This is a genomic window from Marinobacter maroccanus (assembly GCF_002933275.1).
In the GTDB taxonomy this organism is placed as follows: Bacteria; Pseudomonadota; Gammaproteobacteria; order Pseudomonadales; family Oleiphilaceae; genus Marinobacter; species Marinobacter maroccanus.
On the sequence record NZ_PSSX01000017.1, the window covers coordinates 73,626 to 94,665 of the forward strand.

Here is a 21,040-nt window from a genome sequence, read left to right on the forward strand (position 1 = left end):
CTTTGCGCGATTCTCTTTACCGCTCGATATGCTGATACTCGCCGGCATCGGCAGTTACCGAGCTCACTACCAGGATTGCAATGAAGGCGGCAATGAAGCCCGGAATGATCTCATAGACACCTGGACCACCCATGAACGAGCCGTTCCAGCCCATTGCGATCCAGATCATGACCGTGGCCGCACCGACAACCATGCCAGCGATGGCACCTGCGCCGTTAGTGCGACGCCACATCAGCGACAGGATAATCAGCGGACCGAAGGCAGCACCAAAGCCTGCCCAGGCGTTAGCAACCAGGGCCAGAACCTGAGAGTTCGGATCGGAGGCGATGACGGCTGCCACGAGACCAACAAGGACAACGCACACGCGACCGATATTTACGCACTCCTTGTCAGTTGCTTCCTTACGCAGGAACAGACGATAGAAATCTTCTGTCAGCGAGGAAGAAGACACCAACAGCTGACTGGAGATGGTACTCATCACCGCCGCCAGCAGGGCCGCATACAGGAAGCCTGTAATCAGGGGATGGAACAGCATGTCTGACAGGATGATAAAGATGGTTTCCGGATCCTGTACGTCCATGCCATTACGGATGGCGTAGGCACGGCCGAATACGCCCAGAGAAATCGCGCCGATCAGGGAAATCAGCATCCAGCTCATGCCGATGTTCCGGGCAACCGGTACGTCTTTCAGCGTACGGATGGCCATGAAGCGCACGATGATGTGGGGCTGACCAAAATAACCCAGACCCCAGGTAACGGCAGACAACCAACCAATGAAGGTTAGCCCCTCCGTCCAGGAAAGTAGCGTGGGATCAACCTCGTTCAGGGTTTGAGAGGCCTGTGCGAAACCGCCGCCGCCTTCACCAAACAGCACAACCGCGGGCATGATGACCAGAGCCAGCATCATGATGCAGCCCTGCACAAAGTCCGTCATACTCACGGCCAGGAATCCACCCACGACGGTGTAAGCCAGAACCACACCAAGGGTAATCACGATGCCTGCTGCGTAATCACTCATGCCACCGAAGTTGAAAATTCCGGCGAATGCGCTCTCAAACAGCTTACCGCCGGCCACCAGGCCCGACGCTGTGTAGACTGCGAAGAAAATGACAATAACGATCGCCGAGACGGTGCGCAGCGACAGGGCCTGTGTCGGGAATCGATTTGCCAGGAAAGACGGGATGGTGATCGCATTGCCGTAGTGAACAGTCTGTTCACGGAGGCGGGGCGCAACCAGGGTCCAGTTAAAGAATGCACCGACGAGCAGGCCAATACCAATCCAGGCAGATCCCAGACCGGACGCAAACAGCGCGCCTGGCAGACCCAGAAGCAGCCAGCCACTCATATCTGAAGCACCTGCCGAAAGCGCAGCCACCTTCGGACTGAGGGCTCGGCCACCCAACATATAGTCCTCGGATGAAGACGTAGCTCTGCGCATGGCATAAACGCCGATGGCAATCATGAGCGCAAAGTAAGCAAATAGACTGATCCAAACACCAATAGCCATAGGGGCTCCTCCGGTTTAATGAGTCGGAATAGATCCGCTCGCAAAGCACATGGCTGACCTTATGCCAACTCGCTGCACTGTTCTTCTTTTGTTTCCGAGTTCCATCTCATTTGAAGCAGGGAATTTCCTTGTGATCACTCCCTGAACCTGAGTGCGCAAATAACCTTTGCGACTCTCGCCCCGCACGCTCGCGTGAGACCGGGCTCCAGTCGCTATAACTTAGTATTAGTCCGGATTTCAGGCTTACGAAATCCTACGATTCTTTTGCACAATCCTACGGGACTAAGGAACGGGCCGGCCAAATCAGGCCACACTCTCGCCAACCTGCAATCTTGATGGCGTGGTCCCCTTGTATTTCCGCAAGGCATTTGTCAGCGCGCTTTGGGACGAGAAACCCGTTCGGTAACTGATTTCGGACACTGTCAGGGTCGTTGTTGCGAGGAGGTTGGCGGCCTGATCAAGGCGTGTCTGTAACAGAAACTGGTGCGGCGTTATACCTGCCACCTCCCTGAACACCTCATGGAAACGGCTGACACTGAGGCAAACCTCTCCCGCCATGTCTTCAACGGTTATCTTCTTGTGGAGATTCTTGAGAATGTAACGTCGGACTGCATCAGGGCTGATAGCATTCCGGTTTGACGTGAAGGACTGGCCATCTGAGATCCGGTCAGCCATACAATACAGAATGCTTGAAGCCAGGTGCTGCTGGAGCGTTGTATGATTGGGCGCTCGGTCAAACTCGCCAGCGGCGAACTGGACGAGACCATGTAAGCGACTATCCATCTGCAAGGTTCGCGGCTTTTCAAACACCCGCATCATACGCTCGTAATCGGCGTGGGCTGGAGAATTGACGGCAGGCATAAGCGGATCGAGATTGATCACCAGAACATGATTCTGGTCATTGCCACGATAATCGTGTCGGGCTTCCGTGGGTACCAGGTAGGCTCGCCAGGTGTCCAGATAAGCCCCAGCCCCATCAACGCTTAACTCGGCTTCGCCCCGCACCCCGATCACAATCTGGTGATGTTCATGCCAGTGCTGATGCGCGGCCATGGGAAGCTTCAGAAGTTTCGCGTTAACCATTAAAACTGCCAGCGTTTAACTGAGAATGTTCCTCAATTAAAGCAGAACATTACAGAAAGTGCACGAACGGAACAGAAACATCGGGGAAACTCGCAGCTCTCAGCGCACCGCTGAACGGCTCAACCACCGCTTCAACAGCTCCGAAACCTGCTCAGAAACCTCAGCCAGTGGGCGTGCGGCATCAATTACGTGATATCTGGCGGGCTGTGCCGTTGCCCGGGCAAGATAGGCATCTCTGATTCGCTGAAAGAACTCCAGATCTTCCTGTTCGAACCGATCAAGTTCGCCCCGCCTGCGGGCCCTGGCCATCCCCGTGTCCACGGGGGCGTCCAGGACAATCACGTAATCCGGACGAATGTCACCCTGTACCAGAGTTTCAAGCAGGGCGATTCGTTCCTCGGGAACGCCGCGTCCGCCGCCCTGATAGGCAAACGTCGCATCGGTAAAACGATCGCACAAGACCCATTGGCCACGTTCAAGGGCTGGCAAAATCCGCGTATGCAGGTGCTGGGCCCTGGCAGCAAACATCAGCAGTAGCTCGGTGATTTCATTCACCGGCTCATCCCGGGGAGCCAGCAGGAGTTCGCGGATGGACTCAGCCATCGGCGTGCCACCAGGCTCCCGGGTGACGATATAATCGACACCCATATGATCCAGTGTGTCGGCTGCGTTCGCCAACTGCGTTGACTTGCCAACCCCCTCGGTACCCTCAAACGTTATGAACTGCCCACGAACAGTCATCCCGCATCCTCATCGGCGTCGTTACCCTGTGGCGCAGGTGAGGAACGGTAATCGTCACGTCTGTTCAACTGGAATTCACGCACGGCTTTCTGGTGCTCCGACAGTGTGCGTGAAAACTTGTGCGTGCCATCACCCCGGGCAACGAAATAAAGTGCATCGCCGTCATCCGGATGCAGGGCCGCATGAATGGATTCACGGCCTGGGAGGGCAATGGGTGTGGGAGGCAGACCATTGATTCTGTAAGTATTGTAGGGTGTATAGGTGCGCAGGTCCTTGCGCCCTATCCGCCCCTGATAACTGTCGCCCATGCCGTAGATGACCGTAGGGTCGGTTTGTAACCTCATGCCCTTCTGGAGACGCCGGACAAACACGCCCGCAACCTGGTCCCGCTCATGGGGCGCACCCGTCTCACGCTCTACAATCGAGGCCATGATCAGGGCTTCGTATGCCGTGTCGTAAGGAAGCCCTTCTTCCCGCGCCTCCCATTCCTCGGCCAGCACTGTTTCCATCCGGTTGAAGGCCCGCTTCAAAAGGTCGAGGTCAGATTCGCTGCTGGTAAAGGCGTAGGTATCCGGAAAAAATCGCCCTTCGGGATGCTCACCCTCGGCGCCAACGGCTGCCATGATCTGCTCACTGGTCCACTGGCCGGTGACCTTCTGAAGCCGCTCAGCCTGGGCCAGAGCCGCTCTCACGTCCTTGAAGGTCCAGCCCTCGATGAACTGCACATACCAGTGCTTGGTATCCCCCGACACCATGGTACCGATCATATCCCTGGGGCTCATGCCACTGAGAAACTCGTACTGGCCAGCCTTGATCCGGGTCTGCCCAGGTTCGAGCCGACCGTACAGCCTCAGCCACAGCCGGTCTGAAACCAGACCCTCAGCCTCGAGCCGACCAACCACTTCGATAAAGGAACTGCCCTGGGGAACGTCAAAAAGCAGCGGCTCTTCCAGTATCACCGGCTTTTTCAGGCCTTGCAGACCCTGCCACACCCAGAGGCCGGTTCCTGCCGAGGCGAGGACGGCGACACAAACGCACGCAAGCAATAACTTCTTGAACAAACGATTTATTCCAGTGTTTCGAGAGGATTGAAGATTGTCGCAAGTCCGCTATCGACAGGCAAATCATGACCGGCAATAGTGCGAACCGGAACAATGCCCAGCACGCTGTTCAGCAGAAACAGACCCTGGCAATCCGGGCCGAGCACATCATTTACCGTGACCGGACGCTCTGTCACCGTCTCCCCCCTTTGCCGCAGACGCTCCAGAAGCCACTGCCTTAGCACACCGGCAACCGCCAGACTGGATGCAGGGGGCGTCACCCAGCCGCCTCCCTGACGAAGCAGAAGATTGGTACGGGTGCCTTCGACCAAGTTGCCATCGCGATCCGCCATGATCACCTCGAACAGTGAAGGCCCGAGTTCCGCAGCCGCCAGTACTTGCTCAATCCGGTTCAGAGACTTTATTCCGGCCACAAAAGGATTGACCGCCAACGGCACTTTGGAGAAATCAGCCGCCACGCCCTCCGAATCCGGCGCCGGCGGCATAGGTGATGCGGAAACCAGCAGATTAGGCTCCATCCCGGGATCCGGGCGATACCCACGCCCGCCACTGCCACGGGTCAGTGTCAGCTTGAGGATCCAGCCATCTGCCTTGAAACGATCGGCGAAACGTTGCGCCGCCTCGACGCAAACGTTGGCAAGCTCCTTCCGGGAAACCTCAATACCAAGTCGCCCGGCGTCGCGCACCATTCGTTCCAGATGGCGGGATAACAGAACCCCTCTTTGCCCGGACATCCGGATAGTTTCGAACAGCCCGTCGCCATAGGCCAGCCCACGGTCATCGGCGGGCAGGCCGGCCTCATCGGCCCAGTAAAGACGAAACACAGCGATTATCAGCCTTCGTAGCGACGGAAAATCAGGGTGCCATTGGTACCACCGAATCCGAACGAGTTGGACAGTGCCACCCTAACATCGGCCTGACGACTCTTGTGGGGCACAAGATCCAGATCGCACCCTTCATCGGGATTGTCCAGATTGATGGTTGGTGGTAGCACACTATCGCGGATGGCCAAGACCGAGAAGATTGCTTCCACGGCACCGGCGGCGCCCAGCAGGTGCCCGGTCATGGACTTGGTGCTGCTCATGGCCAGCTTTTCAGCATGCGCGCCGAATACCCTCCGGACAGCAGCCACTTCGGCGACATCACCGACCTGGGTGGAGGTACCGTGGGCATTGATATAATCAATCTCTTCCGGTTTCAGGCCGGCGTCACGCACGGCATTAGCCATGGAACGGGCCGCGCCCTCACCGTCCTCTGGCGGCGCAGTAATGTGGTGAGCGTCGTCACTCATCCCGAAGCCAACCACTTCGCCGTATATCGTGGCACCCCGCTCTTTGGCGTGTTCAAGTTCCTCAAGAACCACCACACCGGCACCATCACTGAGCACGAAGCCGTCCCGATCTTTATCCCAGGGGCGGCTGGCTCTTTCCGGCTCATCGTTGCGGGTAGACAGTGCCCGGGCAGCAGAGAAAGCAGCCATGCCGGTACGCGTGGTCGCCATTTCCGATCCACCGGCCAGCATCACTTCGGCGTCGCCATAGGCAATCGTACGGGCCGCGTAGCCGATGTTATGGGTGCCGGTAGTGCAGGCGGTCACGATTGCAATGTTCGGGCCGCGATAGCCGAAACGGATAGCAGCGTTCCCGGAGATCATATTGATGACAGAGGCTGGCACGAAAAACGGCGAAACCTTTCGGGGCCCGGACTTGTCCATGGTGAGAACGCTTTTCTCGATGTACTCGAGGCCACCGATGCCTGAGCCAATGGCAATACCGACGCGCTCCCGGTCAAGTCTGTCAAAAGACTCAAGGCCACTGTCGTCCACTGCCTGTTGGGCAGCAATCAAGCCATAGTGGATAAAAGCGTCGAGCTTCCGGGCGTCCTTGGGAGAAAGGTAGGACTCCATATCCAGGTCCCGGATGGCACCTCCAATCCTTGTGTTATAGGCCGACGCATCAAAGCGATCGATCATACCGATCCCGCTACGTCCGGCCTGAATCGCTTGCCAGGACGACTCCACGCTATTGCCGACCGGAGACAGCATGCCCATGCCTGTAATGACAACTCGCCGTTTAGTCATAACCTGTTGCACCTGATCTTGTCCGAATGAAACTGAACGCAGATTGAACCTGATTTTCAGCCAATAAAAAAGCCGTCCCTCGCTGTTTCACAAGGACGGCTTTTTGCCTGGCTTTCTTAAATGCAGAGTATCAGGTGTGCGCGACGATGTAGTCGATCGCGTCCTGAACACTTGTCAGCTTCTCGGCTTCCTCGTCAGGAATCTCGGTTTCAAATTCCTCTTCCAGTGCCATAACCAGCTCAACGGTGTCCAGTGAGTCAGCGCCAAGATCCTCTACAAAAGAAGATGAGTTCTGAACCTCGGACTCTTTAACGCCCAACTGTTCACAAACGATCTTCTTCACGCGCTCTTCAACTGTACTCATAATGTCCTCACTTTGTGTGTCAACCAAGCAACTCTAGTGCTGCCAGTTTAGTTTAAACCCTACCTGCAGACAAGCAGGGATTCTGATAAACATGTTGTGCGACAAGGAGTTGCGCACAGACCCCGACCGGAGCCTTATCCCATGTACATTCCGCCGTTCACGTTGATGGTTTCACCCGTCACGTATCCGGCTGCATCTGATGCCAGGAAGGCAACCACGGCTGCCACTTCTTCCGGCTCACCCAGACGACCCGCGGGTATGATTTCCAGCATAGTCTCGCGCTGCTTGTCGTCCAGTTTTTTTGTCATATCCGTGTCAATAAATCCGGGAGCCACACAATTTGCGGTGATTCCCCGGTTCGACATTTCTTTGGCAAGGCTCCGGGTAAACCCTTCAACGCCGGCCTTGGCAGCGCAGTAATTGCCCTGCCCGGGGTTACCCATACCGGCAACCACGGAGCTGATATTAATGATCCGACCCCATCTAGCCTTCGCCATGCCGCGAAGCACCGCTTTGCTGGTGCGGTAAACGCTGGACAGATTGGTTTCCAGAACTGACGCCCAGTCCTCGTCCTTCAAACGCATCAGCAGGTTATCACGGGTAATGCCGGCGTTGTTGACCAGAATCAGAGGTGCGCCGGATTTTTCCGTCAGCTGCTTCAGGCCTGCTTCGATGCTGGCCGGATCGGCCACATTCATGACCATGCCATAGCCTTTGTAACCGGCCGACTGGAGGTCATTGGTGATGGACTCGGCACCGGCCTCACTGGTCGCCGTACCGACGACTTCAGCACCCTGCGCAGCCAGCGCACGGGCAATCGCCTGGCCAATACCGCGGGTCGCACCGGTTACCAGTGCGGTTTTACCTTCCAGAGACATGAATAACTCCCTTTGGTTTCAGGACTGGCCGAAGGCGTCCAACGCCTTCGCCAGCGAATCCTGGTCTTCAATACTGTGAACTGCCAAAGCCCGGTCGATACGTTTGGCAAGCCCTGCCAGAACTTTACCGGTGCCGCACTCAACGGCGACTTCGACATCGTTGGCAACGAGAGTACGCACAGAATCCGTCCAGAGGACCGGTGAATAAAGCTGCTTGAGCAGGTTGGCCTTCAGTGTAGCGGATTCGGTCTCGGCGGCGGCGTTAACATTTTGTATAACCGGGATGACAGCATCATTAAAACGCACATCTTCCAACGCTTTTGCCAATTCCTGCGCAGCGCCCTTCATCAAGGCGCAGTGGGAAGGGACACTGACCGGCAATGGCATGGCCTTGCGAGCGCCTTTTTCCTTGCAGGCGTCAATGGCGCGCTCAACCGCGGCGGCCGAGCCAGCAATGACGACCTGGCCCGGAGCATTGAAGTTAACTGCAGAAACCACATCATCCTGAGCCGCTGCTTCACAGGCTGCAACAACGTCGTCGTCCTCGAGACCCAGGATGGCCGCCATTTTGCCTTCCCCGGCCGGCACGGCGTCCTGCATGAGCTCACCCCGCAGGCGAACCAGCTTTACCGCTTCCACAAAGTCGAGGCTCTCGGCGGCGACCAGGGCGCTATACTCGCCCAGACTGTGACCGGCAAGAAAATCCGGCGCACTACCACCCGCCACAAACCACTGCCGCCACAGGGCAACACTGGCCGTCAGTAGCGCAGGCTGGGTAACCATGGTTTTATTGAGCTCTTCGGCCGGGCCCTTCTGGCAGAGCGCCCAGAGGTCGTAGCCAAGCACATTGGAGGCTTCGGCAAAGGTTCTGTCGATAATGGGCCAAGCTTCAGCGGCAGCCGAAAGCATGCCCACTGATTGCGACCCTTGTCCTGGAAAAATAAAGGCTGATTTCATAAGCGGGATCTTATCGTCATTGGGTGGTTACGTGAGATTAGCCAATAGTACAAGTTAGGCCAATTATCCGCGAACGCGTGGCCAAACCGGGACAGACTTTAGTCTCAGGCACTCAAAGCATGAGATCGTCGAGACGCTCATTGATTCGGCGGGGCACTTCCAGCTCAACTTCCCTGACAGCTTGGCGAATGGCCGAGAGCATAGCGCGTTCGTTGGCGTTGCCATGACTTTTGATCACCACACCCTGGAGGCCGAGCAGACTGGCACCGTTGTGCCGGGAAGGATCCATCAATTGCAGAAGCCGACCGATAATCGGCCGGGCCAGCAGGCCGACCAGCCTGCCGTAGAGATTTCGGGTAAAAGCCTGCTCCATCAGCTCAATCAGCAGTCCGGCAACGCCCTCGCCGGTTTTCAGGGCAATGTTGCCGACAAAGCCATCACAGACCACCACATCGGCCACGTCCCGGAACAGATCACTGCCTTCCACATAACCGATGTAGTTGATGGTATCGCACTGGGCCAGCATGTGAGATGCCAACCGTACCTGCTCATTCCCTTTGATTTCCTCCTCACCAACGTTCAGCAAGGCAACCCGCGGCTCCGCCTGGCTGCAGATGGCAGACGCCATCAGTGAGCCCATCAAGGCATACTGATAAAGGTTTTCGGCGGTGGAGTCGACATTGGCACCCAGGTCAAGGACGTGGCAACGACCTCTTAACGAGGGAATCAGCTTGGCAATGGCGGGGCGCTCTATGCCCGGATACATCCGGATAATGGTGCGGCCGAACGCCATCAACGCACCGGTGTTCCCGGCGCTGACACAACCCTGGGCTTCGTCGTCCCGGACGAGGCTCAGCGCAATGGCCATGGATGAATTCTTCTTGTGACGAAGAGCGTGCGACGGGCGCTCGTTCATGCGCACTACATCCGCAGCCTCAACAATGCGGATTCGGGCATGCCCTTCACGCAACAAAGCCTCAAGCTCGCTCCGGATTCCCACCAGAACGATGCTCAAGGCTTCATTTTCGCGCACCGCCTGCAACGAAGCGGCAACCACAACGGCTGCGCCGCGGTCGCCACTCATGGCGTCAATCGCGATGGTGACCGGTTTCACCGTTCTGCCATCCGATTCCTGGCGATGCATAGCGGCAACGAGATTACTCGTCGCGAGCTTCGATTACCTGCTTGCCACGGTAGAAGCCGTCCGGAGACACGTGGTGACGACGATGAACTTCACCGGTGGTCGCATCAGTGCTCAGAGCAGCGGCGCTCAGGGCGTCGTGTGAACGGCGCATGCCACGCTTGGAACGGGTCTTACGGTTTTGCTGTACAGCCATGATTATGCTCCTGACCTGTTAACGTAAACTTTGTCTTGCTGAATAAGTAACGTCTGTTCGTTAAATGTGCGCCGGCTTCCCGAGGGACACCCACGCCCGGTTAATGCTTTGTCTTCTTGAGATCCGCCAGGACACTGAACGGATTCTCGCCCGACTTTCTCACCGGCTCAGCCCCCGAGCCGTCAGGCTCGTAAGCTTCCAGATCTTCCCGGGCCGGACACTCGTCCCGTTCGTGAAACGGGAACGGTGGCAACACCAGCAACAGCTCGTCTTCCACCATCGACCAGAGATCCGCGGTGAAATCATCGGTCAGAAACGGCTCGAGCTCTTTCGGTAGCTGTTGCGCCTGCTCGTCACTGGTGACCAGCCCCAGCTTGAATTGGGAGACCAGATTCACGCTCATGGCCCCCATGCACCGCTGACATTCCAGATCCACCGGAGCGGCCAGTTCACCCGAAACAACGCGACGCCGCTCGCCGTCCATAAAGAAAGACAGCTTCACCCGGCACGCAGCGCCTTCCGAGAACCCGAGAACGGCTTCGCGAAAACGGCCAAGCCCGCTGATGGGAATCTCTCCCTCCAGTGTGCTGTTCTGTTCCGCTAACCGGTAAGGATCAACAGATTTGGGCAACTCGGCGTTGGACGCGTTTGACATAGGCGCGCAATTTTAGGGGCGCAGCCCGCTGCTGTCAAAGACTTCGTTGCTTTTTCACAAGGGTTTCCGTGCAGATAGGTGTAATTTACGATAACCGCACCTCAGATACGCTGGCCAGGCACTAACAGGATACTACCCATGACCCGAAAACCGCTTTTACTGGCATCTTCATCACCTTACAGAAAGGCTCTGCTCGACCGACTGGGCCTGCCCTTTACCTGCGCCAGCCCTGACATCGACGAATCGCCAGAACCAGGGGAATCCGGAGAGTCTCTGGCCACACGGCTATCCGAGAATAAGGCCAGAGCACTGGCAGATCGCTACCCCAACCACTGGATTATCGGCTCCGACCAGGTGGCTTGCCTCCCGGACGGCTCGGTGCTGAGCAAGCCCGGCAATCATCAGCGGGCAACAAACCAGCTACGCCAGAGCAGTGGTCACCGAGTACTGTTTCTCACCGGCCTGGCGCTGCTTGACGCCGATTCCGGAAAGCTCGAGAGTCTATGCGAGCCCTACAACGTCCGATTCCGTGATCTGACTGACGAGGAAATAGACGCCTACCTGCTGCATGAGAAACCCTACGACTGCGCCGGCAGCTTCAAGATGGAAGGCTTGGGCATCACACTGTTCGACGCTCTGGAGGGCCGAGACCCGAACAGCCTGGTGGGATTACCCTTGATTGCCCTGAACGATATGCTTCGGCGCTGGGGCCGGAACCCCCTACTGGAAAACCGGCCCGAGCCCGAAAGATCTTAACGCAGCTGGAGACTGGACTCGACCAACTGACTGGCAAAGCCCTCACCAAAGGCAACACCAAGCTGATCAACAATATCCCTGAACGGCGATCTGCGGCGGCTGTAGTCAACGAGCTCTTCCTGCCCGACAATCTGCCGTGCCACGTGTGACGCACTGCCAAGCCCATCGGCCAACCCGAGCTCAACAGCTTGCTCGCCACTCCACACCAGGCCACTGAACAGTCGCTCGTCATCCGCCAGGCGATCACCACGCCCCTGCCTGACCGCTTCGATAAACTGTTGATGGGTGTTTTCCAGCACGCTCTGCCAGAACGCTACCTCTTCTTCCTGCTCCGGAGAGAACGGATCCAGGAAAGCCTTGTTTTCACCTGCAGTATAGAGGCGGCGATCGACGCCAATTTTCTCCATTACCTCGGTGAACCCGAAGCCACCAGCCACTACCCCGATCGAGCCGACAAGGCTGGCACGATTGGCGTATATTTCATCCGCTGCCGCAGCAATGTAGTAGGCTCCGGAGGCGCCAATATCGGAGATCACGGCATAAACCTTCTTCTCCGGATACTCCTCCCGCAAGCGCTTGATCTCGTCGTAGACATAGCCCGCCTGAACCGGACTACCACCCGGACTGTTAATGCGCAGGATCACGGCCACCGAATTCGGCTCTTCAAAGGCTGTTCGGAGAGAACCGACAATATTGTCTGCGCTTGCCAGCTCGTCTGCAGCGATCGGCCCGGTAATCTCCACCAGAGCAGTATGCTTTCCTGCCACCCCGTCAAGGGACTCGCCGAGGGGAAATTTGAACATGAACAGCAAGGCGATCAGGTACCCGAAAGTGAGGAACTTGAAAAAGATGCCCCAGCGACGGCTTCTGCGCTGCTCGGCCTGCAGCGACATAACCAGCTTTTCAATAAGCTTCCAGTCACGGCCGGATTCGGGCGGAAGCTTCGGAGACTTACGTCCGAAAAACGGCTTACTTTCCTTCTCCGGCTCCACCGGCCTGTCACCCCAATCGGCAGACTTGTCAGATTCCCAGTCACTCATGCACGCATCCTGTCAGCAACTTCAATGAATTCGGTCTTTTAAAAGCCCCAGCACCCGACGGAGGTCAGGCACGGAATCGACAATAGCGTGCGGGGAATAATCACCCAGCACGTCCCGCTTATGCACACCCCACTCTACCCCGATGGAAGGCATGCCAATACGCTGCGCCATTTCCAGGTCATATCGGGTATCGCCGATCATCACAGCGTCCTCGGGATCAATACGGTAGAAACGAAGGATTTCCTCGAGCATGGCAGGATCAGGCTTTGAGCGCGTCTCATCGGCGCATCGGGTAATCTCAAAGTGATCACCAAGGCCGCTGGAAACCAGGGCAAAATCCAGCCCGCGCCGGCTCTTGCCAGTGGCAACGGAACAGCTGCGCCCGGATCCGCGCAGATCGGCAACCACATCTGCCATCCCCTCAAACACGTTCTGGGGTGTTGTCACCTTGCTGAAGAAATAGCGCGCGTAACCTTCACGAATGCTGTTCATTTCGTCCCGACTGATACCCGGATAGAGCTTCTCCAGCGCCTCGACCATGCCAAGACCGATAATATCCCGATAAGCCTCGCGCTCCAGAGCGGGATACCCCAGCTCGGTTGCAGCCTGATGAAGGCTGTCGGCAATGTGCTCAACCGAGTCCACCAGGGTCCCGTCCCAGTCAAAAATAACCACTCTGACGTTCATTAATCGGATCCTTTGAGACGCCCAGAAAGTTTTCTGAGTACGTCGTTGAATGCATCGTCGTAGGGCGCCTCCAGGCGCATGGCCTCACCGGAAACCGGCAAGGTGAACTCCAGGGCCCGGGCATGCAGCATCAGTCGCTGGCCACCGATGGACCGAAACGCTTTGAGGCTGACATCATCCATATACTTGTCGTCACCCGCAATCGGATGACCAGCCCAGGCACTGTGCACCCGGATCTGGTGAGTCCGGCCGGTGATCGGCGAGGCTTCGACCAGGCTGTATCCGGCATAACGCTCCAGACAGCGAAACGTGGTCAGGGACGCCTTCCCTGAGTCATCAACCTTTACCCGGCGCTCGCCGTTGGGCATCTCATAGCGCAGCAGCGGCACATCAACACGGTCAACACTGACCGGCCAGTCACCGGCAACCAGCGCATGGTAGTGTTTGCGGATACGCTTCTGGCGCAGCTCATCCTGCAGATAACGCAACGCGGATCGTTTCTTGGCCACCATGACCAGACCGGATGTATCACGATCCAGACGGTGAACAAGCTCAAGGAATTTTGCCGACGGGCGAGCCGAACGAAGCACCTCGATCAGTCCGAAACTCAGCCCACTGCCACCGTGAACCGCAATCCCGGAGGGCTTGTTGACCACCAGCATCTGGTCATTCTCGAACACAATGGCCGACTCCATCACGCCCTGAACCCGGGAACCGGGGGCCACCTGCTCGGGCTTTTCCTTGCGGGTGACAGGCGGTATGCGTACCTGATCACCAGCTTTCACGCGGGCATCCGGCTTCACACGCCCCTTGTTAACCCGCACCTCGCCCTTTCGTATCACCCGATAGATAATACTCTTGGGCACACCGCGAAGCTGGGCGAGCAGGAAGTTGTCCACCCTCTGGCCTTCGTTGTCCTCGTCCACAGTCACCCACTGCACACCCTGACGAACTTCTCCAAGGACCGCCGCACTTTCGTTGCCCGCCTTACTTGTCTTTACCGGCTTTTCCGGCCTGACTCGGGCTGGCTTTTTGCTCGCAGACTTTCGGGACATGAAGTTCCTTGGGTGATGAAGTGACTGCAGGATTGAACGGCTGCATGAATACTGTTATATTCCGGCGTGATCTGCCGTTTGTCTACGGCCTGACCAACTCAAGTCAGAAGCCGGAGCGGCAGAAGTATACCGACACTATTCGAGAGTTTGAACGCCGTGCACCCAATCACTACCGGGAACGGCGAGAGAAATGCTCCCGGAGGACCAGGACAGATCTTCAAAAGACTGCGCCCTGTACCCGGGAGAAAGAAAAACCGCGCGGAAAACCGCGGGCGACATCGCGAAGAATCATTGCCACCCAGGGCCGGGCCGTCCAGCATACGAATACGACGTGAGACCCAGGCACCTGAGTGAACCTGAAAACGGATAACATGCGTCAACAGACACGAACCTTACACGACCTCTCCCTGCCCACAGGCAGCCGGATCGTCGGCGTTGGTCTCAGACCGATAGGATCACACCCCCGAAGGGTCTGATTTGTCTGGCCGCCGGTCCGCCCTTGATGTAACAGGGCCCGCGGCACGCACATCCTGCTTCGCTGATGCGAACCCCTCCGGTTTTCTGTCAAATTAAACGACAGGAACTCTTTCTTTCCATGAAAAGAATGCTTATCAATGCAACTCATCCTGAAGAGTTGCGCGTCGCCCTGGTTGACGGCCAGCGTCTGTTTGATCTTGATATCGAATCCAGCTCCCGCGAGCAGAAGAAAGCCAACATTTACAAGGGCCGCATTACCCGCGTCGAGCCCAGCCTTGAGGCTGCCTTTGTGGATTTCGGCGCCGAGCGCCATGGCTTTCTGCCGCTGAAGGAAATCTCCAAGGAGTACTTCAAGAAGTCTCCCGGCCAGATTGAAGGCAAGATCAACATCAAGGACGTGGTATCCGAAGGCCAGGAAGTGATTGTCCAGGTCGACAAGGAAGAGCGTGGCAACAAAGGCGCAGCCCTCACCACCTTTATTTCCCTGGCCGGCCGTTATCTGGTGCTGATGCCCAACAACCCCCGTGCCGGCGGCATTTCCCGCCGAATTGAGGGCGATGAGCGGGCGCAACTCAAAGAAGCCATGAACGATGTCCAGGTGCCGAAATCCATGGGCATCATCGTTCGCACCGCCGGTATTGGCCGAAGCACCGAAGAACTTCAGTGGGATCTGGACTATCTGGTGCAATTCTGGGAAGCCATCACCCAGGCCGCTGGCGAACGCAAGGCTCCCTTCCTGATTCACCAGGAAAGCAACGTTATTATCCGTGCGGTTCGCGATTACCTTCGCCAGGACATTGGCGAAGTGCTGATTGACGCCAACGGGGTCTATGAAGACGTTCTGAATTTCGTTCGTGCGGTCATGCCCACCTTCGAAAACAAGATCAAGCTGTACAAAGATGAAATCCCCCTGTTCAGCCGCTATCAGATTGAAGGCCAGATCGAAACAGCGTTCCAGCGGGAAGTAAAACTGCCCTCCGGCGGCTCCATCGTGATTGACCCAACCGAAGCTCTGGTTTCCATCGATATCAACTCCTCCCGGGCCACCAAGGGTCAGGACATCGAGGAAACCGCTTTCCAGACCAACCTGGAAGCGGCCGAGGAAATTGCCCGCCAACTGCGCCTGCGTGACATGGGCGGCCTGATAGTCATTGACTTCATCGACATGACGCCAGCCAAGCACCAGCGGGAAGTGGAACAGAAGATGCGCGAGGCCCTGGAAATAGACCGGGCCCGGGTTCAGGTCGGCAAAATCTCCCGATTTGGCCTGCTGGAAATGTCCCGACAGCGCTTGCGCCCCTCCCTGGGAGAGACCCGCAGCGAAGTCTGCCCCCGATGCGAAGGCCAGGGTACGATCCGCGGCATTGAATCCCTCGCCCTGAGCATCATGCGCCTGATCTACGAGGAGTCCTCGAAGGACAAGACTGGCGAAGTACGGGCCGTTGTGCCGGTTTCCGTGGCCACTTTCCTGCTCAACGAGAAGCGCAAACAGCTGGCTGACATTGAAGCCCGACAGGAAGTCAGCGTGGTGGTGGTTCCGGTTCCACACATGGAAACGCCGCACTTTGAAATCATCCGGATGCGTCAGGATGAAACCACGCCCGAGCATATCTCCAGCCACCAGGTGGCCCAGGAGTACAGCGAGCGTGAAGAGGAAATCTTTGAGGCACCAGCCCCAGAAAAGCCGGTTCGTGAGCAGGCCGCTGTGAAGGCCATCCGACCCAGTGCACCTGCGCCCACCCCGGCAGAACCCAAGGCCGCCGAAGTGGCGGAGCAGGAAGAGGGCCTGTTCCGGCGGCTCGGCCGTAAGATCTCCGCGTTCTTCAGTGGCGAGGAAGAGCAAAAGATCGAAAATCGCGACGAGGGCAAAAGCCAGCGCGAAGATCGCCGAAATCAGGGCCGTCAGGATCGTCGCAAGTCCCGGGTAGCCCGCGGGGATGACCAGCGTTCCGGTGGCAACCGCAGCGGTAATGAACGCCGTCAGGGCGGCCAACAGGGTCGCGGTGACGACAACCGTGGGCGCGGACGCAACCGCAGTGATGAGCAGAGCCGTGGCAACCAGAATCGCCAGAGCGCAGACAGCAAAGGCACGGATACCCGCGGAGGCGATAACAAGGGCACTGACAACAAAGGCTCTGATAACCGCCGTGACAACCGTCGCGACAATCAGGGCCGCGGCCGTAACAAGCCCCAGCGGGATCAGAAAGACAACCGCGAGCAGAAGGATCAGGGCCCGCAGGATAACGCAGCCAAATCTGGTCCGGCTGACAAGTCCGGCACGGACGAAAAGCGCCGCAAGCCGCGTCGCCAGCGCAATCGTGACGGCTCTCCCGCTGAGACACCAGCTTCGGCACCGGCGGATCGTAAAGCCGCCCGCAGCGAGAAGCACCAGAAGGATACCCAGCCGGAAAAAGCTCGTGACGACGCCAAGGTGGACGTAAAAGCCGAGCAAACGCAGGAGACCGCGAGCAAGCCGGTGGCGCCCGCAAAGTCCGAGAAAGCTGAAACCCGGACCGAGACGGCGCCCGCTGCCAAGGAAGCACCGAAAGCAGCGGCAGCCCAGCAAGAGCCTGAAAAGGAACACAAGCCTGAGCAGGCATCCGCAGACAAGGCGACTTCAGACAGCAAGCCAGAGGTTCAACCGGAAAAGGCCGAAAATGCGGCCGACCAGCCAGCTGAAAAACCTGCTGAAAAGCCTGAAGCAGACAAAGCAAAGGCTGAGAAGCCTGAGGAGAAGCCTGAGAAAGCAGAGCCGGCCAAGGCCGAAAAAAGCTCCGAACCTCGCCAGAAGTCTGAGGATAAGGGCGAAAAAGTTGCCGCCGCCAAGCCAGAGCCGGAATCGAAGGCAGCCCCCAAAGGCGAACAGGCGCCTGCGGCCAAAGAGCAGCCTGCAGAATCAAAGGAGACGCCCGCGGCGAAGGCCAAGCCCGAAGCGGCGGCCAAATCCGAGACAGCCTCCGAACCCGAGAAGGCTGAAAAGCCAACGGAGAAAAAGGCAGCAACCGAGAGCCCGGCTCCCGAAGCCCAACCGGAACCGAAGCAACCGGCACCTGCAAAGGCTGAAGCTGAGAAGGCGGTGACTGAAAAAGCAGAGCCAGAGAAGGTCGAAAAGCCTTCAGTCTCCGAAACAGCAGCGCAGGACACGCCTGCTGAAGCTCCGGCAGTTGACGTTCCGGTGACACCGGGCCGCGCCTACAATGACCCAAGAGAAGTCCGCAAGCGCCAGAAGGCTGCGGAAGAGGCCAAAAAGGCCGGGAGTAACTAACTGATGCTATCGAACTCCGACATTGAAGCGCTGGAAGATATCCTCTTTGCCGAGCCGTGGGGCGATGATGCCCTGGATTTCTTCGGTTTCCACGGGGTGGTCTGTGCCAGCGTCGTCGGCCCGGCTGAACTGAGCGCGGAAGAAATTTTCCGCCTCGCCACGGGCGCCGATCAGGTTCCCGACACCGGGATTCCCGAGGTGTTCAGGCGTTGCTCCGCCCAACTGGCCAATGACATGGCCCATGCCCTGGATATGGGGCAGGCCCTGGAATTGCCGGAGCCGGAGGACGGCGACCCGATGAACGCTCTGGAAAACTGGTGTGCAGGGTTCGTGGATACGTTCCTTGAACACGAAGAGCAGTGGCTGGAAGCGGCCAGCGAGGAAGAAACCGCCGATCTGATGGTGCCTATGCTGACCCTTTCGGGACTGTTCGATGACGAGGACTTCCAGAAGGTTCGCAACAGTGACAAGTTGTCCCGGCAGATGGCCGATGCCATCCCGGACTCACTGACGGACCTTTACCTGCTGTTCCACGCGCCGGATTAAGCCGGCGCGTCGCTCAGAACAGGTTGCCTGAATGAATGCCAGACCGGCTCAAGCCCGTCTGGCATTTTCATGATACGGCCAAGCTCACACCAGGGAGCGCCGGGAAAGTGAAAATCACTGCCCTGCGATGCCAACAGCTTCTCTTTCCGGCACAGCTCCGCCAGAAAACCCAGATCGCCACTGGACTGACCTGAGGTAGACACCTCAATTGCCTGCCCCCCTGCCCTTCGGAAATCCGCAGTCAGTTCCCTGAGCTTGGTTGCCGTAAGCTGATATTTTCGGGGATGGGCAAGAACCGCAACGCCACCCGCTTCGGTAATCCAACGAACGACCTCTGGAAGCTCCGGCCAAAAAGCCTTTACATCACCAGCCTTACCGTTACCAAGATATCGCTTGAATGCCTGGGCAGTATTGCGAACCACACCAGCCTCTGTCAGAACCTGGGCAAAGTGCGGGCGCCCCGGGACATCGCCGCCGGCAGCCTCAGACGCCTTACCGAGAAGATCATCAACACCAAGCTTGCCCAGCCGTTCGGCGATCATTCGTGCACGTGACCATCGATTGTCATTCTGCTGCTCCAGCGCCTGCCGGAAACCGTCTGCCTCAGGATCAAAATCGAGGCCCACGATGTGGATGGTGCGGCTCTTCCAGAGGCAGGAAAGCTCAACCCCCGGAATCAGCACAATGCCCTGTGCCTGCGCCGCAACCTGCGCTTCGACAAGTCCCGCGATCGTGTCATGGTCGGTCAGGGAAAGGTGGGTGACGCCGCGACCGGCAGCCCGCTCAACCAGCGCCGCCGGTGATAGCGCGCCATCAGAAGCCGTGCTGTGGCAGTGCAGATCAATGCACAAATGCGGGTCTTGCGGTATAGTCACAAAATATCCTGAATCATCAGATAACTGGCGGCATGCCATGGATTTACAGTGTACCAGCCAACCCCGGCGCGACACGACCGCTGATTATCTGCTCGATTACCTAGCATATGAAAGTCATTACGGAGAGCTGAATGTATTACGCGATTATCAGTGAAGACGTCGAGAACAGCCTGCCGTTGCGCCAGTCCGCCCGCCCTGCACATATAGAGCGGCTACAGGCTTTGAAAGCGGAAGGCCGGTTGCTTGTTGCCGGCCCTCATCCGGCACTTGATACACCCGAGCCCGGCGATGCCGGCTTTACCGGCAGCCTGGTGATCGCGGAATTCGACTCTCTGGAAGCAGCTCAGGCCTGGGCGGATGCCGACCCTTACGTCGATGCGGGCGTGTACCAGAAGGTGCTGGTGAAGCCCTTCAAGGCCGTTTTGCCATAGGCAAAGGCCCGAGGCTCCATGAGTTTATTGTAATGATGGCTCGCTTGCACGGCGGGGCATCTGTGACAAAATTGCGCTTTTGATCACGTTCAGATTTCAACTGCAGAATTTCAGGGAACCTAACCAGTGACGCTTTTTCGCCTCGCCATCAGTGTATTGTTCGCAGTGTCGTCCATCGCCGTTGCCCAGGCCAAAACTGTCTGGGTAGACGACCAGTTGTACCTTCCGGTGAGGTCCGGCGCTGGTTCCCAATATCGGATCATCGAAAATGCAGTGCCCAGCGGCACACCGCTTGAAGTGCTCGAAGCCTCTGATTCCGGTTATACCCGGGTCCGCACTCCGAAAGGCAATGAAGGCTGGGTATCCAGCCAGTACCTGAGCGAGACGCCCATCGCCGCCGACCGCCTTCGGACAGCCAATCGCCAACTGGAAGAGACCCGCGCGGAGCTGGACCGGGTCAAGGAGCAGCTGTCTAACGTCGTTAGTGAGCGAGACTCTCTGGAAAGCTCGGAGGCCTCCCTTTCTGACCGTTCACAGGAGCTCCAGGAAGAGCTGCAGCGGATCAAGAGTATCGCCGCCGATTCCATTAACCTGGAACGTCGCAATCGCGAGCTCCGTGAAGAAAACCAGAAAATTCGCAACGACCTTGAGGTACTCACGGCCGAAAACGAACGTCTTGAAGCCAGCAAGGAATACGACTTCATGCTGCTGGGCGCAGGCCTGGTTCTCGGTGGTGTACTGCTGGCACTGATCATCCCGATGCTCAAACCGACCAGAAAAACCGACAACTGGGCCTGATGCCATGAAGGATTACTCGGAAAAACGCGATTTCCACCGCATGCAGGTAAACTCGGAAATTGAAATTACCGATAGCCAGGGCAATCGCTTCACAGGAGTTTGCCGCGACCTGAGTGCCGCCGGCATGCAGCTATACGTCGAGCGGGAGGTGGCCGTGGGAGAGGAACTCCAGACGGTTCTTCACCCCAGCAGTGATCAGTTCCCGCCACTGGAAACCGTTTGCGAAGTCATTCGCTGCGAGCCAGAAGGGGATGGATTCCTCTTGGGAACAAACATCAGCGAAGTCACTCGCTGAATAGAAAACGACGGCCATTGGCCGCCGTTTCAGATTGCTGACGAACCCCGGTTTTTTCCGGGGTTCGTTGCGTTTGGGCGCATTAAATTCAGTTGGCGACAGATCTAGCCCAATAGTCCCGACCGGATTGCCAATACGCGAGATAACGCAGT

The 21,040-nt window shown here is 57.6% G+C and carries 22 protein-coding genes; 6 read left to right on the forward strand and 16 right to left on the reverse strand.

Annotation, left to right across the window (positions count from 1 at the left end):
• Positions 1-16 precede the first annotated feature (16 nt).
• The 12 genes from putP to KEHDKFFH_RS16225 form a co-directional block, all read right to left on the reverse strand.
• Entirely contained in the window at positions 17-1,507 is a 1,491-nt protein-coding gene (putP, locus tag KEHDKFFH_RS16170) for a sodium/proline symporter PutP (RefSeq protein ID WP_104322863.1), read from the reverse strand.
• Positions 1,508-1,810: 303 nt separating this feature from the next.
• On the reverse strand, positions 1,811-2,590 hold the full coding sequence (locus tag KEHDKFFH_RS16175; protein WP_104322864.1) for a helix-turn-helix transcriptional regulator: 780 nt from the start codon (positions 2,588-2,590) through the stop codon (positions 1,811-1,813).
• Between the two features lie 99 nt (positions 2,591-2,689).
• A complete protein-coding gene (tmk, locus tag KEHDKFFH_RS16180) occupies positions 2,690-3,331 on the reverse strand; it encodes a dTMP kinase (protein ID WP_104322865.1) in 642 nt (213 codons plus the stop codon).
• Positions 3,328-4,392, reverse strand: coding sequence for an endolytic transglycosylase MltG (gene mltG / locus KEHDKFFH_RS16185; RefSeq protein WP_104322866.1), 1,065 nt, complete (start codon positions 4,390-4,392; stop codon positions 3,328-3,330). Before mltG ends, tmk begins: the two co-directional genes overlap by 4 nt.
• Before the next feature lie 5 nt (positions 4,393-4,397).
• Complete coding sequence (gene pabC / locus KEHDKFFH_RS16190) at positions 4,398-5,216, reverse strand: aminodeoxychorismate lyase (protein WP_104322867.1); 819 nt, start codon at positions 5,214-5,216, stop codon at positions 4,398-4,400.
• A gap of 8 nt (positions 5,217-5,224) precedes the next feature.
• Entirely contained in the window at positions 5,225-6,472 is a 1,248-nt protein-coding gene (gene fabF, locus KEHDKFFH_RS16195; RefSeq protein WP_104322868.1) for a beta-ketoacyl-ACP synthase II, read from the reverse strand.
• 130 nt (positions 6,473-6,602) lie between these two features.
• Positions 6,603-6,836 carry an acyl carrier protein gene (gene acpP, locus KEHDKFFH_RS16200; protein WP_008174976.1) on the reverse strand — a complete coding sequence of 78 codons (234 nt, stop codon included), beginning with the start codon at positions 6,834-6,836 and terminating at the stop codon, positions 6,603-6,605.
• Between the two features lie 134 nt (positions 6,837-6,970).
• Positions 6,971-7,714, reverse strand: a complete 744-nt coding sequence (gene fabG, locus KEHDKFFH_RS16205; RefSeq protein WP_104322869.1) for a 3-oxoacyl-ACP reductase FabG — start codon at positions 7,712-7,714, stop codon at positions 6,971-6,973.
• A gap of 18 nt (positions 7,715-7,732) precedes the next feature.
• Positions 7,733-8,671: an ACP S-malonyltransferase gene (gene fabD / locus KEHDKFFH_RS16210; protein ID WP_104322870.1), complete on the reverse strand. Its 939-nt coding sequence runs from the start codon at positions 8,669-8,671 to the stop codon at positions 7,733-7,735.
• A 112-nt stretch (positions 8,672-8,783) separates the two neighbouring features.
• Complete coding sequence (gene plsX, locus KEHDKFFH_RS16215) at positions 8,784-9,785, reverse strand: phosphate acyltransferase PlsX (RefSeq protein ID WP_064229011.1); 1,002 nt, start codon at positions 9,783-9,785, stop codon at positions 8,784-8,786.
• Positions 9,786-9,828: 43 nt separating this feature from the next.
• The gene (gene rpmF / locus KEHDKFFH_RS16220; protein ID WP_008174968.1) at positions 9,829-10,008 is read right to left on the reverse strand and encodes a 50S ribosomal protein L32; all 180 of its coding nucleotides are present in this window, start codon (positions 10,006-10,008) and stop codon (positions 9,829-9,831) included.
• A gap of 100 nt (positions 10,009-10,108) precedes the next feature.
• Complete coding sequence (locus KEHDKFFH_RS16225) at positions 10,109-10,663, reverse strand: YceD family protein (RefSeq protein WP_104322871.1); 555 nt, start codon at positions 10,661-10,663, stop codon at positions 10,109-10,111.
• 138 nt (positions 10,664-10,801) lie between these two features.
• Between KEHDKFFH_RS16225 and KEHDKFFH_RS16230 the strand changes: the two genes are divergently transcribed.
• The gene (locus KEHDKFFH_RS16230) at positions 10,802-11,419 is read left to right on the forward strand and encodes a Maf family protein (protein WP_104322872.1); all 618 of its coding nucleotides are present in this window, start codon (positions 10,802-10,804) and stop codon (positions 11,417-11,419) included.
• On the opposite strand, the gene KEHDKFFH_RS16235 is transcribed toward KEHDKFFH_RS16230, so the two are convergent.
• From KEHDKFFH_RS16235 to rluC, 3 genes are read right to left on the reverse strand one after another with little or no spacing between them, the layout of a single operon-like run.
• Positions 11,416-12,459, reverse strand: coding sequence for a S49 family peptidase (locus tag KEHDKFFH_RS16235; RefSeq protein ID WP_104322873.1), 1,044 nt, complete (start codon positions 12,457-12,459; stop codon positions 11,416-11,418). The two genes, KEHDKFFH_RS16230 and KEHDKFFH_RS16235, sit on opposite strands and share 4 nt — an antisense overlap.
• A 21-nt stretch (positions 12,460-12,480) precedes the next feature.
• Complete coding sequence (locus tag KEHDKFFH_RS16240) at positions 12,481-13,146, reverse strand: HAD family hydrolase (protein WP_104322874.1); 666 nt, start codon at positions 13,144-13,146, stop codon at positions 12,481-12,483.
• Complete coding sequence (rluC, locus tag KEHDKFFH_RS16245; RefSeq protein WP_104322875.1) at positions 13,146-14,201, reverse strand: 23S rRNA pseudouridine(955/2504/2580) synthase RluC; 1,056 nt, start codon at positions 14,199-14,201, stop codon at positions 13,146-13,148. Before rluC ends, KEHDKFFH_RS16240 begins: the two co-directional genes overlap by 1 nt.
• 595 nt (positions 14,202-14,796) lie before the next feature.
• Between rluC and rne the strand changes: the two genes are divergently transcribed.
• Both rne and KEHDKFFH_RS16260 read left to right on the forward strand, forming a co-directional pair.
• Positions 14,797-17,943, forward strand: a complete 3,147-nt coding sequence (gene rne, locus KEHDKFFH_RS16255) for a ribonuclease E (protein WP_104322877.1) — start codon at positions 14,797-14,799, stop codon at positions 17,941-17,943.
• A 3-nt stretch (positions 17,944-17,946) separates the two neighbouring features.
• Positions 17,947-18,489, forward strand: coding sequence for a YecA/YgfB family protein (locus KEHDKFFH_RS16260; RefSeq protein WP_104322878.1), 543 nt, complete (start codon positions 17,947-17,949; stop codon positions 18,487-18,489).
• Here KEHDKFFH_RS16260 and KEHDKFFH_RS16265 read toward each other — a convergent pair.
• Positions 18,486-19,340, reverse strand: coding sequence for a PHP domain-containing protein (locus KEHDKFFH_RS16265; RefSeq protein WP_422385700.1), 855 nt, complete (start codon positions 19,338-19,340; stop codon positions 18,486-18,488). The two genes, KEHDKFFH_RS16260 and KEHDKFFH_RS16265, sit on opposite strands and share 4 nt — an antisense overlap.
• Positions 19,341-19,495: 155 nt before the next feature.
• Here KEHDKFFH_RS16265 and KEHDKFFH_RS16270 point away from each other — a divergent pair, with 155 nt between their 5' ends.
• From KEHDKFFH_RS16270 to KEHDKFFH_RS16280, 3 genes are all read left to right on the forward strand, one after another.
• Positions 19,496-19,795, forward strand: coding sequence for a YciI family protein (locus KEHDKFFH_RS16270; protein WP_104322880.1), 300 nt, complete (start codon positions 19,496-19,498; stop codon positions 19,793-19,795).
• 126 nt (positions 19,796-19,921) lie between these two features.
• Positions 19,922-20,593: a TIGR04211 family SH3 domain-containing protein gene (locus tag KEHDKFFH_RS16275; protein ID WP_104322881.1), complete on the forward strand. Its 672-nt coding sequence runs from the start codon at positions 19,922-19,924 to the stop codon at positions 20,591-20,593.
• 4 nt (positions 20,594-20,597) lie between these two features.
• Positions 20,598-20,888, forward strand: coding sequence for a PilZ domain-containing protein (locus tag KEHDKFFH_RS16280; protein ID WP_104322882.1), 291 nt, complete (start codon positions 20,598-20,600; stop codon positions 20,886-20,888).
• Positions 20,889-21,040: the final 152 nt, after the last annotated feature.

What these genes read in the sequence shown, in the direction of transcription:
- KEHDKFFH_RS16240 (WP_104322874.1), bottom strand. Translation starts at nt 13,146, where the DNA reads ATGAACGTCAGAGTGGTTATTTTTGACTGGGACGGGACCCTGGTGGAC.
- putP (WP_104322863.1), bottom strand. Translation starts at nt 1,507, where the DNA reads ATGGCTATTGGTGTTTGGATCAGTCTATTTGCTTACTTTGCGCTCATG.
- rne (WP_104322877.1), top strand. Translation starts at nt 14,797, where the DNA reads ATGAAAAGAATGCTTATCAATGCAACTCATCCTGAAGAGTTGCGCGTC.
- rpmF (WP_008174968.1), bottom strand. Translation starts at nt 10,008, where the DNA reads ATGGCTGTACAGCAAAACCGTAAGACCCGTTCCAAGCGTGGCATGCGC.
- KEHDKFFH_RS16280 (WP_104322882.1), top strand. Translation starts at nt 20,598, where the DNA reads ATGAAGGATTACTCGGAAAAACGCGATTTCCACCGCATGCAGGTAAAC.
- rluC (WP_104322875.1), bottom strand. Translation starts at nt 14,201, where the DNA reads ATGTCCCGAAAGTCTGCGAGCAAAAAGCCAGCCCGAGTCAGGCCGGAA.
- fabG (WP_104322869.1), bottom strand. Translation starts at nt 7,714, where the DNA reads ATGTCTCTGGAAGGTAAAACCGCACTGGTAACCGGTGCGACCCGCGGT.
- KEHDKFFH_RS16175 (WP_104322864.1), bottom strand. Translation starts at nt 2,590, where the DNA reads ATGGTTAACGCGAAACTTCTGAAGCTTCCCATGGCCGCGCATCAGCAC.
- fabD (WP_104322870.1), bottom strand. Translation starts at nt 8,671, where the DNA reads ATGAAATCAGCCTTTATTTTTCCAGGACAAGGGTCGCAATCAGTGGGC.
- KEHDKFFH_RS16235 (WP_104322873.1), bottom strand. Translation starts at nt 12,459, where the DNA reads ATGAGTGACTGGGAATCTGACAAGTCTGCCGATTGGGGTGACAGGCCG.
- KEHDKFFH_RS16260 (WP_104322878.1), top strand. Translation starts at nt 17,947, where the DNA reads ATGCTATCGAACTCCGACATTGAAGCGCTGGAAGATATCCTCTTTGCC.
- fabF (WP_104322868.1), bottom strand. Translation starts at nt 6,472, where the DNA reads ATGACTAAACGGCGAGTTGTCATTACAGGCATGGGCATGCTGTCTCCG.
- KEHDKFFH_RS16270 (WP_104322880.1), top strand. Translation starts at nt 19,496, where the DNA reads ATGTATTACGCGATTATCAGTGAAGACGTCGAGAACAGCCTGCCGTTG.
- KEHDKFFH_RS16230 (WP_104322872.1), top strand. Translation starts at nt 10,802, where the DNA reads ATGACCCGAAAACCGCTTTTACTGGCATCTTCATCACCTTACAGAAAG.
- acpP (WP_008174976.1), bottom strand. Translation starts at nt 6,836, where the DNA reads ATGAGTACAGTTGAAGAGCGCGTGAAGAAGATCGTTTGTGAACAGTTG.
- tmk (WP_104322865.1), bottom strand. Translation starts at nt 3,331, where the DNA reads ATGACTGTTCGTGGGCAGTTCATAACGTTTGAGGGTACCGAGGGGGTT.
- KEHDKFFH_RS16225 (WP_104322871.1), bottom strand. Translation starts at nt 10,663, where the DNA reads ATGTCAAACGCGTCCAACGCCGAGTTGCCCAAATCTGTTGATCCTTAC.